The organism is Geomonas diazotrophica (assembly GCF_019063885.1).
In the GTDB taxonomy this organism is placed as follows: domain Bacteria; phylum Desulfobacterota; class Desulfuromonadia; order Geobacterales; family Geobacteraceae; genus Geomonas; species Geomonas diazotrophica.
The window spans coordinates 2,253,475-2,269,823 of sequence record NZ_CP077684.1 but is presented as its reverse complement, the minus strand read 5'-3'; the positions used below and the strand labels follow the sequence as shown (position 1 = coordinate 2,269,823).

The 16,349-nt window shown below is 62.7% G+C and carries 15 protein-coding genes; all 15 read left to right on the top strand.

What is annotated here, in order from left to right; genetic code table 11:
- The first annotated feature begins 55 nt into the window (after positions 1-55).
- The 15 genes from KP003_RS09875 to KP003_RS09805 all read left to right on the top strand — a co-directional run bounded on the left by KP003_RS09875 (position 56) and on the right by KP003_RS09805 (position 16,349).
- A complete protein-coding gene (locus KP003_RS09875) occupies positions 56-739 on the top strand; it encodes a site-2 protease family protein (protein ID WP_216498911.1) in 684 nt (227 codons plus the stop codon).
- A gap of 31 nt (positions 740-770) precedes the next feature.
- Entirely contained in the window at positions 771-1,754 is a 984-nt protein-coding gene (gene trpS / locus KP003_RS09870; protein WP_216498910.1) for a tryptophan--tRNA ligase, read from the top strand.
- 138 nt (positions 1,755-1,892) lie between these two features.
- The gene (locus tag KP003_RS09865) at positions 1,893-2,846 is read left to right on the top strand and encodes a segregation and condensation protein A (RefSeq protein ID WP_239027648.1); all 954 of its coding nucleotides are present in this window, start codon (positions 1,893-1,895) and stop codon (positions 2,844-2,846) included.
- 53 nt (positions 2,847-2,899) lie between these two features.
- Positions 2,900-3,550 (top strand): SMC-Scp complex subunit ScpB, encoded by a 651-nt coding sequence (gene scpB / locus KP003_RS09860; RefSeq protein WP_236026886.1) that lies wholly within the window; start codon positions 2,900-2,902, stop codon positions 3,548-3,550.
- 65 nt (positions 3,551-3,615) lie between these two features.
- Positions 3,616-4,416: an AmmeMemoRadiSam system protein B gene (amrB, locus tag KP003_RS09855; protein ID WP_216498909.1), complete on the top strand. Its 801-nt coding sequence runs from the start codon at positions 3,616-3,618 to the stop codon at positions 4,414-4,416.
- Positions 4,416-7,037: a CBS domain-containing protein gene (locus KP003_RS09850; protein ID WP_216791758.1), complete on the top strand. Its 2,622-nt coding sequence runs from the start codon at positions 4,416-4,418 to the stop codon at positions 7,035-7,037. The genes amrB and KP003_RS09850 overlap by 1 nt, the downstream gene beginning before the upstream one ends.
- A gap of 355 nt (positions 7,038-7,392) precedes the next feature.
- Entirely contained in the window at positions 7,393-7,695 is a 303-nt protein-coding gene (locus tag KP003_RS09845) for a hypothetical protein (RefSeq protein ID WP_236026885.1), read from the top strand.
- 170 nt (positions 7,696-7,865) lie between these two features.
- The gene (locus KP003_RS09840) at positions 7,866-8,849 is read left to right on the top strand and encodes a DHH family phosphoesterase (RefSeq protein WP_216499085.1); all 984 of its coding nucleotides are present in this window, start codon (positions 7,866-7,868) and stop codon (positions 8,847-8,849) included.
- Positions 8,850-8,902: 53 nt separating this feature from the next.
- The gene (locus KP003_RS09835) at positions 8,903-10,039 is read left to right on the top strand and encodes an aminotransferase class V-fold PLP-dependent enzyme (protein ID WP_216791756.1); all 1,137 of its coding nucleotides are present in this window, start codon (positions 8,903-8,905) and stop codon (positions 10,037-10,039) included.
- A 172-nt stretch (positions 10,040-10,211) separates the two neighbouring features.
- Positions 10,212-11,531, top strand: coding sequence for a PhoH family protein (locus KP003_RS09830; RefSeq protein ID WP_216791754.1), 1,320 nt, complete (start codon positions 10,212-10,214; stop codon positions 11,529-11,531).
- Between the two features lie 66 nt (positions 11,532-11,597).
- The gene (gene tsaD, locus KP003_RS09825; RefSeq protein WP_216791752.1) at positions 11,598-12,626 is read left to right on the top strand and encodes a tRNA (adenosine(37)-N6)-threonylcarbamoyltransferase complex transferase subunit TsaD; all 1,029 of its coding nucleotides are present in this window, start codon (positions 11,598-11,600) and stop codon (positions 12,624-12,626) included.
- Positions 12,626-13,456: a 16S rRNA (adenine(1518)-N(6)/adenine(1519)-N(6))-dimethyltransferase RsmA gene (rsmA, locus tag KP003_RS09820; protein ID WP_437178061.1), complete on the top strand. Its 831-nt coding sequence runs from the start codon at positions 12,626-12,628 to the stop codon at positions 13,454-13,456. Before tsaD ends, rsmA begins: the two co-directional genes overlap by 1 nt.
- 59 nt (positions 13,457-13,515) lie before the next feature.
- Complete coding sequence (locus tag KP003_RS09815) at positions 13,516-14,868, top strand: UDP-glucose dehydrogenase family protein (protein WP_216791749.1); 1,353 nt, start codon at positions 13,516-13,518, stop codon at positions 14,866-14,868.
- 140 nt (positions 14,869-15,008) lie between these two features.
- Complete coding sequence (locus KP003_RS09810; protein WP_217300666.1) at positions 15,009-15,944, top strand: UDP-glucuronic acid decarboxylase family protein; 936 nt, start codon at positions 15,009-15,011, stop codon at positions 15,942-15,944.
- A gap of 6 nt (positions 15,945-15,950) precedes the next feature.
- Positions 15,951-16,349 carry an FtsB family cell division protein gene (locus KP003_RS09805; protein ID WP_217300665.1) on the top strand — a complete coding sequence of 133 codons (399 nt, stop codon included), beginning with the start codon at positions 15,951-15,953 and terminating at the stop codon, positions 16,347-16,349.

Here is a 16,349-nt window from a genome sequence, read left to right as displayed (position 1 = left end):
GACACCGATCTGCTAGAGACATAGGGCTTGTAGCTAACCCGGCTTAAAGGACGTCATGGAACAGTTCTTCATAAAGTTGTCCATCATGCTGGTCCCTGCGTTGATGGCAATTACCTGTCACGAGGTGTCCCACGGCTACGTCGCCGACAAGTTCGGCGACAACACGGCGAGGTCCCTGGGACGTCTGACCCTCAACCCGATCAAACATCTCGACATCCTCGGGACGTTGATGGTCTTCGTAGTCGGGATCGGCTGGGCCAAGCCGGTCCCGGTCAACTTCGGCAACCTCCGTCATCCCAAGAGGGACATGATCTGGGTCGCCGCCGCCGGCCCCATCACCAATTTCTGCCTGGCGACCTTCTCGGCCTTCGCCATGCGCGCCGTGATAGCCGGCACCCAGGGTGCCGCCGAGGGGACCATGGTGGCCGCGTTTGCGGACCCTATCACCCTGATGCTGGCGTTCTCGGTCTACATCAACCTGCTGCTCGGCGTGTTCAACCTGATCCCCGTTCCTCCTTTGGACGGGGGGCGGGTCGCCGTCGGGCTGCTGCCGTATGGACCTTCCATGGCGCTCGCCAAGGTGGAGCCGTTCGGCATGATCATCATCGTGGCCTTGGTGTTTTTCACCAATGCCTTCAGTTACGTCATTGCGCCCGCCCTCAACTTCGGAGTGCACCTCTTGGCCGGTCCTTACGCGAACCTGGTCTTCGGTGTCACCAAGCTCATGATGAAAGGGTAGGGGAGCAGAATCCAAAAAGGAGTTCGATTCTATGAGCAACAACCGTATCGTTAGCGGCATGAGACCTACCGGAAAGCTGCACCTGGGGCACTACCACGGGGTTCTGTCCAACTGGATGGAATTGCAGCGCAACTTCGAGTGCTTCTTCTTCGCCGCCGACTGGCACTCCTTGACCACCGAGTACGCCAGCACGGACGGTATCCAGGACAGCATCAACGAGATGGTGCTCGACTGGCTCGCTTTCGGAATCGACCCCGAGCAGAGCGTGATCTTCAAGCAGAGCCGGGTGCCGCAGCACGCTGAGCTGAACCTGATCCTCTCCATGATCACCCCGGTCTCCTGGCTGGAGCGCAACCCGACCTACAAGGAGATGCAGGAGAACCTCACCACCAAGGACCTCTCCACCTTCGGCTTCCTCGGTTACCCGGTGCTCATGGCCTCGGACATCATCGTGTACAAGGCGGCCCGCGTGCCGGTGGGGCAGGACCAGATCCCGCACCTCGAGATCACCCGCGAGATCGCGCGCCGCTTCAACTACCTCTACGGTGAGGTATTCCCGGAGCCGGCCGCGCTCCTGACCGAGACCCCCAAGGTGCTCGGCATCGACGGCCGCAAGATGAGCAAGAGCTACGGCAACGCTATATTCCTCTCCGACACCGCCGAGGAGACCAGGAAAAAGGTCATGTCCATGGTCACCGACACGCTGCGCCCCTTCAAGCGCGATCCGGGCGAGCCTGACCGCTGTGTAGCCTTCACCCTGCATTCCCTCTACGTCGACGCCGAAAAGCGTGCCGAGATCGTCGAGGGGTGCCGCGGAGCCCAGCTTGGCTGCGTAGACTGCAAGAAGATCCTGGCCCAGGCCATGGTGGACACCCTGGCGCCGTTCCGCGAGAAGCGCGTGGAACTGACCGAGAAGCCGGGCCTGGTGGAAGAGGTGCTCGCCGAAGGTAGCCGCAAGGCCGAAGTGGTCGCCAAGCAGACCATGGACGAAGCCAGAGCCGCACTTAAAGTCTAGAACCTTCACTCACCCGGCCTTCGGCCAGCCTCTCCCGTAGGGCGAGGGCTGTCCATCCCTTCTCCCTTTGGGGGGAGGTGCCCCGATTGGGCGGATGAGGGCGTTGACACCACGAGACGTAATTCGGTAGGAGTTTTTTTGTCACTCGAAGAGATGCAAAGCAACCTTTTCTCCGAGGCCCTGGAGCAGTCTTACCGGGTGCAGATCGAGGAGTTCGAGGGACCGTTGGACCTCCTGCTCCACCTCATCAAGAAGAACGAGGTGGACATCTACAACATCCCCATCGCTGCCATCACCAGGCAGTACCTCGACTATATGGAGATCATGAAGGAGCTGAACCTGGATATCGCCGGGGAGTTCCTCGTGATGGCGGCGACGCTGCTGCAGATCAAGTCGCGCATGCTCCTTCCGGTGACGCAGGAGGAGGACGGCGAGGCCGAGGTCGAGGACCCGCGTGCGGAGCTGGTGCGGCGCCTCCTGGAATACCAGCGCTACCGCGACGTCTCGCAGATGCTCAACTGCCGCAACCTCCTGGGGCGCGAGGTCTTCGCCCGCAAGTTCGATTCCCCAGAGCTGGGTGAGCTGGAACCGGTGGACGAGCCGGCCGACGTCGAGCTCTTCGAGCTGATCGAGGCCTTCCAGAAGGTGCTGGCCCGTGTCTCGGTCGACACCTTCCACGACGTGGTGGCCGACGGCATCTCCATCGCCGACCGCATCGGCGAGGTGCTCTCGGTCCTGCATGCCGAGAAGACGGTCTGCTTCGACGCGCTCTTCAACACCGGGATGACGCGGGACCTCCTGGTGGTCACCTTTCTCTCCATCCTGGAACTCTGCAAGCTGAAGCTGATCAAGGTGGTGCAGATGGAAAATCAGGGCTCCATCTGGCTCCACCTTGCTGCCAAGGAGGAAGGAGAGGGTGAGGCGGCGGATGAAGCAGGCGGAAACGCCGAGGCTGAGACTGAGACTGATGCTGAGGCTGAGGCTGAGGCTGAGGCTGAGGCTGAGGCTGAGGCTGAGGCTGAGGCTGAGGCTGAGGCTGAGGCTGAGGCTGAGGCTGAGGCTGAGGCTGGGCCGCAGAAGGACGACCTGTAGGGGCGAATGATCATTCGCCCGCTTTTGGTTTTTTAGGTTTACGGAGGAATCTGTTGTCGGGAAAGTCGCTAAAAGGAATCGTTGAAAGCATCCTGTTCGTTCACGACCAGCCGCTCACGCTGGACCGGCTGGCAGGCATCCTGGAAGAGTTCGAGCGAACCGACCTGCGCGCCGCGCTGGACGAGCTGATCGAGGAGTACGAGACCGCCGAGCGCGGCATCGTGCTGATCCAGGTTGCCGGCGGCTACCAGTTGAGAAGCCGCCCGGAGCACGGCGACTACATTCGCAGGCTCAACAAGACCAAGGGGGTCAAGTTCAGCCAGTCCGCCCTGGAAACCCTCGCCATCGTCGCCTATCGCCAGCCCATCACCCGTGCTGAGGTCGAGTACCTGCGCGGCGTCGATTCCGGCGGTGTGATGAAGAGCCTCCTGGAAAAGAAGCTGCTGCGCATCATGGGAAAGAAGGACGTCCCCGGCAAGCCGCTCATTTACGGCACCAGCCGCGAGTTCCTGGAACTGTTCGGCCTGAAGGACCTGAACCAGCTTCCCACCCTCAAGGAGATCCATGAACTGGTGCCGCCCGATCCCTTCGCTGACCAACCTGCGCTCCCGCTTGGATCCGCTGTCGCTGCCGAATCCTTGGCTGCCGCCGAACCGGTTGAATCCGTTGTTTCGGTTGACTCGCTGGACTTCGTTGAAGGGTAGTCGCTGCTGAGTTAGAATATTGCCTGGTGCGCTGTTCATTAGCATTTCCGCAAAAGGAGGCTGGTATGGTACGGCAACCTGCAGTAGCTGGTAAGTTCTACACCGGCGACCCCGACCGGCTCCGCCAGGAGCTCGCAGAGATGATGCCGCAGGGGCAGACGCAAAAAGCGATCGGGATCATCGCCCCGCACGCGGGGTATGTCTATTCCGGCAAGGCAGCAGGCAAGGTGTACGCCGCGGTCCAGGTACCCGACACCGTGCTGATTCTGGGGCCGAACCACACCGGGGCCGGTGTGGCCGCCGCACTCGCCCCCGAGAACGAATGGCTCACGCCGCTGGGCCCTGTGCCGGTGAACCGGCGCCTGTCGAAACTTATCCTCGAAAACGCCCCGCTGGTCCGGGAGGACCCGCTGGCCCACCGCTTCGAGCACTCCCTGGAAGTCCAGGTTCCTTTCCTCCAGTACCGAAACCCCGGCGTCTCCATCGCAGCCCTCTGCCTTGCGCTTCCCGACTTCCCCTCCATCGCCCTGGTGGGCGAGGGGATCGCCCGTGCCATCGCGGCCTACGGCGAGGACGTCCTCATCGTGGCGAGTTCCGACATGACCCACTACGAATCCGCTGCCGCTGCCAAGGTGAAGGACGACCAGGCGCTGGCCCGGCTGGCCGAACTGGATGCCGAGGGGCTCTTGAAGGTCTGCCGCGAGAAGAACATCACCATGTGCGGCGTCATTCCGGCCACCGCGCTCCTGGTCGCGGCGAAGATCATGGGTGCCAGCTCCTGCCGCCTGGTGCACTACACCACCAGCGGCGAGGTCAGCGGCGACCTGCGCAGCGTGGTCGCCTACGCCGCCCTCATGGTTTCCTGATGGAGATAATCACCACCCACGTCAACGCCGATTTCGACTGCATCGGTTCCATGGTCGCTGCCAAAAAGCTCCATCCCGATGCAGTCCTGGTGTTTTCCGGGGCACAGGAAAAGGGGGTGCGCGACTTCTTCCAGAAGGCGCCCCATCCTGAATTTGAGTCTTTGCGCATCAAGGACGTAGATTTCTCCGCCGTAACCCGCCTGATAGTCGTCGACTGCCAGCACTCCTCGCGTCTCGCCAAATTCGGGGAGCTCGCCCAGAAAGAGGGAGTCGAGCTGCTGATCTACGACCACCACCCGATCAGCTCCGGCGACCTCAAGGCCGCCGGCGGCATCATCCGCCCCTGCGGCTCCACCACCACGATTCTCGCCACGCTCCTCATGCTGCGCGGCATCGAGGTGAGTCCCGCCGAAGCCACCCTGATGATGCTCGGCATCCACGAAGACACCGGCAACCTCACCTTCCCCTCGACCACCTCCGAGGACTACGCGGTTGCCGCCTGGCTCCTGGAGCGGGGCGCCCAGCTGAACGAGGTCGCCGACTCCATCGGCAGGGAGCTGACCGTGGAGCAGGTCTCGCTTCTGAACGACCTCCTCACCTCCCTGAAGACCAGCTCGCTCAAAGGGGTGGACGTCTCGGTGGCGCACGCCTCTGTGGACCGCTACATAGGCGACATCGCCTCGCTGGCGCACATGATCCGCGACATGGAGAACCTGCAGGTCCTGTTCCTGGTGGTGGGGATGCAGGACCGCGTCTTCGTTGTCGCCCGCAGCCGCATCCCTGAGGTGAGGGTGGGGGAGATACTGCGCGAGCTGGGGGGGGGAGGGCACGCCACGGCGGCGTCGGCCACGGTGCGGGGGCTCACCCTGATCCAGGTGCTGGAACAGTTGGAGGCGGTGCTGCGCAAGCGGGTCGATCCCATACGCGTCGCGCGCAGCATCATGTCTTTTCCGGTAAAGACCCTTCCCCCCGACTGCACTATCGAGGAGGCGCGCGAGCGGCTGGTTCGTTACAACGTGAGCGCCATGCCGGTCCTCTCCGGTGACCAGGTGCTGGGCATCATTTCCCGGAAGACGGTGGAGAAGGCGCTCTACCATAACCTCAACACGGTGCCGATTTCCGACTACATGCACTCCGAGTTCTACTCGGCCACGCCGGAGACACCGATCAGCGAGATCCAGAGCTACATGGTGGGGGGGGACTCGCGGCTGGTGCCGGTTCTCGATCAGGGGCAACTGGTGGGGGTGATCACCCGCACCGACCTGTTGCGTTACAGCCTGGGAAGCGAGGCGATCTACGACCTGTCGCGCGACGCCATCCAGGTGAAGAACCGCGAGGTCGAGGGGATGATGAGGCGCTACCTCCCCAAGAGCTCGGTGGAGATCCTGCACAACCTTGGGCGGGTCGGCGACCGGCTCGATCTCCCGGTCTACGCGGTGGGGGGCTTCGTGCGCGACCTGTTGCTCGGACAGCAGAATTCCGATGTCGACGTGACCGTCGACGGCGACGGTATCCTCTTCGCCGAGGCCTTCGCCGCCGAATTCGGCTGCCGAGTCAAGAGCCACGAGAAATTCGGCACCGCGGTGATCGTCTTCCCCAACGGGTTCAAGATAGACGTTGCCAGCACCAGGCTGGAGTACTACGTCTCGCCCGGGGCACTTCCTACCGTTGAGCGCTCCTCGCTTAAGATGGACCTGTACCGCCGCGATTTCACCGTGAACACCCTGGCCATCGCCCTCAACAGCATGTCCTTCGGCAAGCTGATCGACTACTTCGGCGCCTACCGCGACCTGCAGGCCAAGGTGATCCGGGTGCTGCACAACCTCTCCTTCGTGGAGGACCCGACCCGGGTGTTCCGCGCCATCCGCTTCGAGCAGCGGCTCAACTTCAAGATCGCCAGGCACACCGAGGACCTGATCAAGAATGCGGTGAAGATGGACTTCCTGGTGAAGCTGGGGGGGAGGAGGCTCCTCTCCGAGCTGGTGCATATCCTGAGGGAAAAGGAGCCGCTGCAGGGGATCAGTCGCATGGCGTCCTTGGGACTTTTGCGCTTCGTCCACCCGTCTATCGAATTGACGCCGGAGCTGCAGGCGGCACTCGAGGAGGTGCGCTACGTCGTCTCCTGGTTCGACCTCTTGTACCTGGAACGCCCCTACGAGCGTTGGGCTGTGTATTTCCTCGCCTTGTGCGAGGTGCTCTCGTCTGAGGAGTTCTGGGCGACCTGCAGCAGGCTCGCCGTCGGTGAGCACCAGAGGGCGCACTTGGCCGAGGCGCGGCGCCAGGGCGCGGAACTGATCGGCGCGATGGAGCGCAAGCTGGCCCGGCAGGAGCGGCTGGAGAACAGCGAGATCTACTTCACCCTGCGCGGACTTCCCGTGGAGATCCTGCTTTACCACATGGCCAGAAGCGGCAACCCCGAGACCAAGCGCTGCATCTCCCTTTACTTCACGAAGTTGCACGGCATGCACACCCTGATTGGCGGCGAGGACCTGAAGAAAATCGGCATAAAGCCAGGGCCTCTCTACCGGGAGCTTTTGGATGCGGTGCTGAGCGCGAGGATGAACGGCAGTGTCTCCAGCAAGGAGGATGAATTACGGCTGGTGGCCGAGCTGCGATCCTAGCTGTGTTTTTTTTGCCACAGTCCCGTCTTTTAGCGGTGGTGACGTAAAATGCCGGGAAGTAACGTTTTTTGTCATAAGCGCCTGTGAAGTGAGGCGTTTGCAGCACATTAATGAACGCTGCCCCAAACCCCCCGTTACCCCTCTTTATCCGATGTCCGTTGTATCATCTATTAAATCCGGCAGGTTAGCTATTGTGTGGCGGTTGGTTCCGGTTTTGGCCCCTGATTTGCAACGGTCTCGGCGGTTTGCTGCATAAACCGGTAAAGGGGACCGTATGAAGAATCTGAAGCGCGCCGTGGTCGTCGTAATAACCCTCCTTTCTATGGCAACTCCCTGTCTCGCAGAAGAAAACGCTATGAAAACTGTCTTCGAAGATGCCTTCTACGGCGGTCTCGCCGGTGGCCTGGTCGGGGCGGCCATGCTCGCCTTCACGGACAAACCCGGGGACCACCTGCAGAATGTAGGCATCGGCGCGGGTATCGGTGTCATCGTCGGTGCCGTCTACGGCGCGGTCACCACCTCCAAGTCCCTTGCGGAATACGAAAACGGCAAGGTGAAGTTCGCCATCCCCACCATCCACCCCGAATTCAGGGAAGCAAACGCCAAGGGGCAGAGCAATATCGTCGCCATGGCGGAGTTGCTGCGCGGCAAGTTCTAACAGATCTATCCCCTCGATATAACAAGACCCAACGGGAGGCCGATGCCTCCCTTTTTTTTTGCACCTGCACCCGGGGTGGTATAAACTTCACGAGTTTGCAACAAAACACCGGGGGGTGCCCATTGACGGACATCGAAACACGGCCTGACTTGCGTTGCTACACCGACGCCATGCTCACTTGGGTGAGCGGGCGTGGACGCATCCTCATCGTGGTGCACGACAATCCCGACCCCGACTCGCTCGCCTCTGCGATGGCCCTCAGGCAGCTGTTCGCGGTCCGGCTGAACCGCGAGGCGGTGATCGCCTTCTCAGGGATGATCGGCAGGAGCGAGAACCTCGCCATGGCCAAGCTGCTGCAGATCCCGCTCACACCGTTCCCGCTGATCGATCTCAAGGCCTTCCCGGTGATCTGCCTGCTCGACACCCAGCCAGGCACCGGCAACAATTCGCTTCCTCCCGAAGTGCGCGCCGACATCGTCATCGATCACCATCCCATGCGCGAGGGGAGCGCCTCCTGCCGCTGGGTCGATATCCGTCCCAACTACGGCACCACCGCGACGATCCTCTACGAGTACCTGAAGGTGCAGGGGGTCTCGCTCGGGACCAAGCTCGCCACCGCGCTTTTCTATGCCATCAAGTCCGAGACCCAGGACCTGGGACGCGAGGCCACCCGCCCCGATCGGGACGCTTACCTGGTCCTCTTCCCCCTGGCCAACAAGACGCTGTTGAACAGCATCACCCGCCCGAACCTCCCCAGGGAATATTTCATCGCTCTGCATAGCGCCCTGGAGCACGCCAACCTCTACGGCAAGGTGCTGGTAGCCTCGCTGGACGGGGTGCAGTTCCCCGAGGTGGTCTCGGAGCTGGCCGATCTCCTGGTACGGCTCGAGGGAACCGAGACGGTCCTTTGCCTGGGGCACTACAGCAACGAGCTGGTCCTCTCCATCCGGACCACCAGCGAGGAGATCAACGCCGGTGAGCTGATCCGCAAGCTGGTGGTGGGGATCGGAACCGCCGGGGGGCATGGCATGATGGCGGGGGGGAAGGTCGACAACGTCTCCCTGGAGCGGGTCCCGGAACTCGAGGCGGTGCTCACGCAGAGGTTCCTGGCCGAGCTCGAGGTGACCGAGCCACCATTAGCGTTAGTCCCGTAAACAATTCATGAAAGCGGTTGCCAAAGCCCCCTTAAAATGCTAGTAAATACGGTATGTCCGTCTTCCTAGATAACGCAGCGACTTCATTCCCAAAACCGGACGCCGTCTATCAGGCGATGGATGCTGCCATGCGGGAAGTCGGTGTTGCGCCGGGCCGGGGAGGGTACCGGCAGTCGCTTGCCGCGGCCCGCATAGTCTTTGAAGCACGCTCCGCACTCGCCCGCTTTTTCGGGGTCTCGGACTCCTCCCGCCTCGTGTTCACCCACAGCGCAACGGAATCGATCAACATCGCGGTGTTCGGACTGCTAAAGCCCGGCGACCACGTGGTTTCCACCAGCGTCGAGCACAACGCGTTGTCGCGCCCGCTGCACCTGGCCGCAAAGCGCGGCGTCGAGGTCACTTTCGTCGCGTCCGACCCCTGCGGCGTGGTATCGGAACAGGAGATCGCCCGCGCCATGCGCCCCAACACGAGGCTGGTGGCGCTCGCGCACTGCTCCAACGTGACCGGCGCGGTCCAGCCCATCGCCGAAATCGCCCACATCGCACGCCGCGGGGGAGCGCTCTTTTTGGTTGACGCCGCGCAGAGCGCCGGATTCTTCCCGATCGACGCGGAGGCAATGGGCATAGACCTGCTGGCCGCGCCCGGCCACAAGGGACTCTACGGCCCTCCCGGCACCGGCATCCTGGCCGTCGCCCAGGGCATCACGCTGGAGCCTCTGCAGGTGGGCGGAACCGGCGGCAGCGCCAGCGCCCCCGAGCCCCCGGAGCAGATGCCCGAACGGCTGGAGAGCGGCACCATCAACACCCCGGCCATCGCCGGGCTGAAGGCGGGGCTCGAATTCGTCGAGGCGACCGGCCTCGACGTGATCCGCGCCAAGGAGACGGCCCTGGTCGGCCAGCTCCTGGAAGGGCTTTCCGGCATCGCCGGGGTGCGACTGTACGGCCCCCTGCAGGGGGAGCGCGGCGCCGCCGTTTCCTTCAACGTAGAGGGGCACGATCCAGCCGCCCTCGGTTACCTGCTCGACGCCGAATACGACATCAGCGTCCGGGTGGGCCTGCATTGCGCACCAGACGTGCACCGCAGCATCGGCAGCTTCCCCGAGGGGACCGTCAGGGTCAGCCCCGGCTTTTTCAATACCGAATCGGATATCGACTTTTTTCTTAAGGCGCTGCGTGAGATAATATCATGAGACTCGCGCCGCTCTCATGAGGGGCCGGCAGCTCAGGCGGACCCGGTTGGTCCAAACCATTACGTGTCAGACGGCTTAGGCCGTGGAAGGGGATATTACGAAAAGTTCAGCTTTGTTGGTCAAGGATGAGGTATTTGCTTTTTCTGAAGGCAGCAACGTACAGGGAGTGGATATGAAGAAAATCTATGTTCTTGATACAAATGTGCTTCTGTACGACCCGCAGGCTCTCACCAAGTTCGAAGACAACTCCATCATCATACCCATCACCGTCATCGAGGAAATCGACCGTTTCAAGAAGGACATGAACGAGACCGGCCGCAACGCCCGCCAGGTCTCCCGTCTCATGGACGCCTTCCGCAAGGAGGGCTCCCTCTCGCAGGGGCTCGCGCTGGAAAGCGGCGGGACGCTGAAGATCGAGATCTACGAAGAGAAGGTGATGAAGCGGCTCCCCCCGGAGTTGCGCGAGGAGCGGGGCGACAACCGTATCCTGGCGGTGGCTGTGGATCTCATGGAATCCCAGAAGGAGATGCCGGTCATCCTGGTCACCAAGGACACCAACCTGCGCATCAAGGCCGACGCCCTGGGACTCGCGGCGCAGGATTACGAATCCGACAAGGTCGCCATCGACGAGCTCTACACCGGCTACGCCACGCTGGAGGTCGGGGCAGATGTGATCGATCGCTTCTACGGGCAGGGGTGGATGGACATCGACAACGGCTACCTCCCCAACCAGTACCTGCTCCTCACCGAGGCGGGGAACCCCTCGCACAGCGCGCTGGGGCGCTTCGACCACGTCTCCCGCAGGATGGTGCCGCTTGGGAAGCTCGACAAGGAAGGTGTCTGGAGCCTGTTCCCCAGGAACCTGGAGCAGTCCCTGGCGCTTGACGCGCTTCTGGACGACAACATCAAGATCGTGACCCTGGTCGGCAAGGCCGGCACCGGCAAGACGCTCCTCGCCATCGCGGCCGGGCTGCAGAAGACGGCCGAGGAGAACGTCTACAACCGCCTGCTGGTATCGCGCCCGGTGTTCCCGATGGGGCGCGACCTCGGTTTCCTCCCCGGGGACATCGAGGAGAAGCTCTCCCCCTGGATGCAGCCGATCTTCGACAACGTCGAGCTCCTCTTGAGCGGTCATGAAGGCGAGAAGCGCCACAGCAAGGGGTACAAGGAGCTGATGGCGATGGGGATCCTGGAGATCGAGCCGCTCACCTACATAAGGGGGCGCTCCATACCGAACCAGTACATGATCGTCGACGAGGCGCAGAACCTGACCCCGCACGAGATCAAGACCATCGTGACCCGCGCCGGCGAGGGGACCAAGATCATTCTGACCGGCGACCCGTACCAGATCGACAACCCCTACGTGGACGCAGAAAGCAACGGCCTCACCTACGTGGTGGAGCGCCTGAAAGAGCAGACCATCTCCGGCCACGTAACCATGACCAAGGGTGAACGCAGCGAGCTGGCCGAGCTGGCGGCGAACCTGCTGTAACCAACCCGAAAACTTCAGAATGGGAGAAAAAAGGGGGCACGCTGCTGGTGCCCTCTCTATTTTTTTATGCTTCTTCTTGCGTTGGAATCCTCATGTGACGAAACCGCGGCCGCGGTGGTGAAAGACGGCAGGAACGTGCTCTCCAGCATCGTGGCCTCCCAGATCAGCATCCATGCCGAGTACGGCGGGGTGGTTCCCGAGATAGCCTCGCGGCAGCACCTGGAGGCGGTGTCCCTCGTGGTGGAGCAGGCGCTCCGGGATGCGGGGGTGGGGATCGCGGACATCGAGGGGGTCGCCGTGACCCAGGGGCCCGGGCTCGCCGGCGCGCTCCTGGTCGGCATCTCCGCCGCCAAGGGCCTCTCTTTGGGGAGAGGCTTGCCTCTGGTCGGGGTGAACCACATCGAGGGTCACCTCCTGGCCGTCTTCCTGGAGAGGCCGGTCGAGTTCCCCTTCATCGCGCTCGCCGTGTCGGGTGGGCACTCGCACCTGTACCGGGTCGACGGCATCGGCCGCTACCAGACGCTCGGCCAGACCGTGGACGACGCCGCCGGCGAGGCCTTCGACAAGGTGGCCAAGCTGATCGGGCTTCCCTACCCGGGTGGGGTGGCCATCGACCGCCTGGCGGCCGGCGGCGACCCGCAGGCCATCAAGTTCCCGCGCCCGCTTTTGCACGACGGCACCTTCAACTTCAGCTTTTCCGGGCTCAAGACCGCGGTGCTCACCCACGTGGGCAAGCACCCGGAGGCGAAGGAGCAGGGGATCAACGACCTGGCCGCCTCCTTCCAGGCCGCGGTCTGCGAGGTGCTCACCAAGAAGACGGCAGCGGCCGTCGCCGCGACCGGGATCAAGCGGCTGGTTGTGGCCGGCGGGGTTGCCTGCAACAGCGGCCTGCGCCGCTCCATGGCCGAATTCGCCCAGGCGAGCGGGGTGGAACTCTCCATCCCCTCTCCGAAACTGTGCGCCGACAACGCGGCCATGATCGCCGTCCCCGGCGATTTCTACCTCGGCGCCGGGTATCAAAGCGGCTTCGATCTCGACGCCCTGCCGGTTTGGCCGCTGGACAAGCTTTCGGCGCGTTTTCCCGGAGGGATGTGATGGAGAAGAAGATCAAGGCAAAAAAGGAGTTCGGCCAGAACTTCCTGGTGGACGACAACGTGCTCTCCCGCATCGTTTCCTGCGTGGCTCCCGGCAGCGACGACTGCATCCTGGAGGTGGGGCCGGGCCGGGGGGCGCTGTCCCGTCTCCTGGTCGCCAGCGGCGCGCGCTTCGTGGCGGTCGAGTGGGACCGCGAACTGATCCCGTTGCTGCACGCCGAGTTCGCCGGCAACGACCGCGTCGAGATCGGCCACGGCGACATTCTCAGGGTGGACCTGCCCCAGATCCTGACCACGCGGGCACCCGGCAGGAAGTGGAAGGTCGCCGCGAACCTTCCCTACAACATCTCGTCGCAGGTGCTCTTCAAGTTCATGGAGCACTGCGACCTCTTCGAATCCCTGGTGCTCATGCTGCAAAAGGAGGTGGGGGACCGCCTGACCGCCCCCGCCGCATGCAAGGAGTACGGCGCCCTCACGGTCCTTTTGCGGCTGCACTTCGACATCCGCCGCGAGTTCATCGTGAAGCCTGGCTCCTTCCGTCCCGTCCCCAAGGTCGATTCGGCCGTGCTCAGCTTCATCCCGCTGGCCGCACCGCGGGTCGAGGTGGGCGACGAGGAGCTCTTCCGCCGCCTGGTCAAGGGGGCTTTCAACCAGCGCAGGAAGACCCTTTTGAACTCGCTTCGCTCCGCCGGCTTCGACGACGGTGACGGCTCGCTGAGCGCCGCGCTTTCCCGCTGCGGCATCGATGGTCTCAGGCGCGGGGAAACGCTGTCGCTGGAAGAGTTCGCCGCCCTTTCCAGGGACTTGTGCTCCGGGAAAACTCTGGCATAACCACCCATGGATGTGCTATATAAGAACGCTAATTTTTAATCCCTAGAGGAGTACGCCTCATGAAAGTATGCGTGATCGGTTCCGGATACGTCGGCCTCGTCGCCGGCACCTGCTTCGCCGAAAGCGGCAACGACGTCATCTGTGTCGACGTCGACCAGGAAAAGATCGAAGGTCTCAAGCGTGGCGTGATCCCCATTTACGAGCCCGGCCTCAAGGAGATGGTGCTCAGAAACGGCGAAGAGGGACGCCTTAAGTTCACAACCGACCTGGACGCCGCCGTCAAGGAGTCCCTGGTCTGTTTCATCGCCGTTGGGACTCCTCCGGGTGCGGACGGCTCCGCCGACCTGCAGTACGTCCTCTCCGTGGCCCGCAACATCGGCCGTGCCATGGAAAGCTTCAAGATCATCGTGGACAAGTCCACAGTCCCCGTGGGGACCGCCGACAAGGTGCGCGCCGCCGTAAAGGAAGAACTGGCCAACCGCGGGGTGCACATCGAGTTCGACGTCGTCTCCAACCCCGAGTTCCTCAAAGAGGGGGCGGCCATCGACGATTTCATGAAACCGGATCGCGTGGTGATCGGCACCGACAACGTGCGCACCGCCGAAATAATGAAAGAGCTGTACTCGGCATTCATGCGCAAGTCCAACCGCATGCTGGTCATGGACATCAGAAGCGCCGAGATGACCAAGTACGCCGCCAACGCCATGCTGGCGACCCGCATCACCTTCATGAACCAGATCGCGAACCTCTGCGAGCTGATGGGCGCCGACGTGATGGCAGTGCGCGAGGGGATCGGTTCCGACTCCCGCATAGGCTACGACTTCCTCTTCCCCGGCGTCGGCTACGGCGGCTCCTGCTTCCCCAAGGACGTGAAGGCGCTGGCCAGGACCGCGGACGAGTGCAGCTACGACTTCATCCTGCTTAAGGCGGTGGAAGAGGCCAACGAACGCCAGAAGCGGATTCTCTCCGACAAGATCGAGCGCCACCTGGGGCAGGGGGGCGACAAGCCTCTGGCAGGCAGGAGCATCGCGGTCTGGGGGCTTTCCTTCAAGCCGCGCACCGACGACATGAGGGAGGCTCCCTCGTTGACCATCATCAACCGTCTCCTGGAGCTGGGTGCCGCCGTGCGGGCCCACGACCCCGAGGCGCTCAACGAGGCGAAGAAGCATTTCGGCGACCGGGTCGGCTACCACATGAACCAGTACGAGCCGCTCAAGGGGGCGGACGCCCTGGTGATCATCACCGAGTGGAACGAATACCGCAACCCCGACTTCGAGAGGATCAAGACGCTCCTGGTCAACCCGCTCATCTTCGACGGCCGCAACCTGTACCAGCCTGAGCGGATGCGCGAGATCGGCTACGAGTACTTCCCCATCGGCAGAAACGGCGCTGCGTGCTGCGAGATGGAATAACGACTAACTGCTGTTCTGCGTTGCATGTTCCAAGTTCTACGTTACACGGCTGTTGCGCGTGGTGCACCGCTTGTGTGGCAACAACAGCAGTTAGCATGGAACGTAGAACATAGAACGTAGAACGGTTTTCTGAGGTTTTCATGCGCATACTGGTCACCGGGGGCGCCGGTTTCATCGGCTCACATCTTTGCGAAAGGCTCTTGAGGGAGGGGCACGACGTCATCTGCCTCGACAACTTCTTCACCGGCAACAAGCGCAATATCGCCCACCTGCTGGACTACCACAACTTCGAGCTGATTCGCCACGACGTCACCCAGCCGATCCTCCTGGAGGTCGACCGGATCTACAACCTGGCCTGCCCCGCTTCGCCGATCCACTACCAGTACAACCCGGTCAAGACCACCAAGACCAGTGTCATGGGCGCCATCAACATGCTGGGGATCGCCAAGAGGGTGAGGGCCAGGATCCTGCAGGCCTCCACCTCAGAGGTGTACGGGGACCCGCAGGTGCACCCGCAGACGGAGGCCTACTGGGGCAACGTCAACACCCTGGGGCTGAGAAGCTGCTACGACGAGGGGAAACGCGTCGCGGAAACGCTGATGATGGACTACCACCGCCAGAACCACGTGGACGTCAGGATCATCAGGATCTTCAACACCTACGGCCCAAAGATGGCCGAGAACGACGGCCGCGTCGTTTCCAACTTCATCCTGCAGGCACTCAAGGGGGAGGACATCACCGTCTACGGCGAGGGTGAACAGACCCGGTCCTTCTGCTTCGTCTCCGACCTCGTGGAGGGGATGGTGCGCATGATGGAGACCCCCGGGTTCATTGGGCCGGTCAACCTGGGCAATCCCGCGGAAACCACCATCCTGGAATTCGCCAAGAAGATCATAGCCCTCACCGGGTCCACCTCGCGCATCGTCTATCGCCCCCTGCCGGCGGACGACCCGAAACAGAGGCAGCCTGACATTTCGCTGGCCAAGCAGATGCTTGGCTGGGAACCCAAAGTGAGCGTGGACGACGGGCTCAAGCAGACCATCGACTATTTCCGGTCCGTCCTCACCCCGGCATAGGAACGCATGCAGAAACGATTTTTTCTAGTACCGGCAGCAGTGGTCATCTTCATCCTCGGGTTCACCGTCTTTGGCGACCGGGGACTGCTGCGCATCAACCACCTGCACCGCGACCTGGACGAGACGCAGAAGCGTCTGAACGAGCTGAAAGAGGAAAATGACAAGCTGAAGCGGGAGATCGCCGCCCTGCAGTCGGACCGGCGCTACCTGGAGAGCATCGCCAGGCGCGACTTCGGCCTGGTGCGCAGCAACGAGGTGATCTACCAGTTCTCGCCGGGCGCCGCGAAACCTGCAGCGGCCGGCGCTCCGCCCCAGGGCGCCCCGGCAACTACACCCGGGACGCAGGGTGCCGCCGCTGGAAAGCCGGCTCAGCCTGCGCAGCCGGCTGGGCGCTCCGGCAGGTAA

Excerpts from the sequence above, each read along its gene's own strand:
- KP003_RS09875 (WP_216498911.1), top strand. The coding sequence starts at position 56 with ATGGAACAGTTCTTCATAAAGTTGTCCATCATGCTGGTCCCTGCGTTG.
- trpS (WP_216498910.1), top strand. The coding sequence starts at position 771 with ATGAGCAACAACCGTATCGTTAGCGGCATGAGACCTACCGGAAAGCTG.
- amrB (WP_216498909.1), top strand. The coding sequence starts at position 3,616 with ATGGTACGGCAACCTGCAGTAGCTGGTAAGTTCTACACCGGCGACCCC.
- KP003_RS09850 (WP_216791758.1), top strand. The coding sequence starts at position 4,416 with ATGGAGATAATCACCACCCACGTCAACGCCGATTTCGACTGCATCGGT.
- KP003_RS09845 (WP_236026885.1), top strand. The coding sequence starts at position 7,393 with ATGAAAACTGTCTTCGAAGATGCCTTCTACGGCGGTCTCGCCGGTGGC.
- KP003_RS09840 (WP_216499085.1), top strand. The coding sequence starts at position 7,866 with ATGCTCACTTGGGTGAGCGGGCGTGGACGCATCCTCATCGTGGTGCAC.
- KP003_RS09835 (WP_216791756.1), top strand. The coding sequence starts at position 8,903 with ATGTCCGTCTTCCTAGATAACGCAGCGACTTCATTCCCAAAACCGGAC.
- KP003_RS09830 (WP_216791754.1), top strand. The coding sequence starts at position 10,212 with ATGAAGAAAATCTATGTTCTTGATACAAATGTGCTTCTGTACGACCCG.
- tsaD (WP_216791752.1), top strand. The coding sequence starts at position 11,598 with ATGCTTCTTCTTGCGTTGGAATCCTCATGTGACGAAACCGCGGCCGCG.
- rsmA (WP_437178061.1), top strand. The coding sequence starts at position 12,626 with ATGGAGAAGAAGATCAAGGCAAAAAAGGAGTTCGGCCAGAACTTCCTG.
- KP003_RS09815 (WP_216791749.1), top strand. The coding sequence starts at position 13,516 with ATGAAAGTATGCGTGATCGGTTCCGGATACGTCGGCCTCGTCGCCGGC.
- KP003_RS09810 (WP_217300666.1), top strand. The coding sequence starts at position 15,009 with ATGCGCATACTGGTCACCGGGGGCGCCGGTTTCATCGGCTCACATCTT.
- KP003_RS09805 (WP_217300665.1), top strand. The coding sequence starts at position 15,951 with ATGCAGAAACGATTTTTTCTAGTACCGGCAGCAGTGGTCATCTTCATC.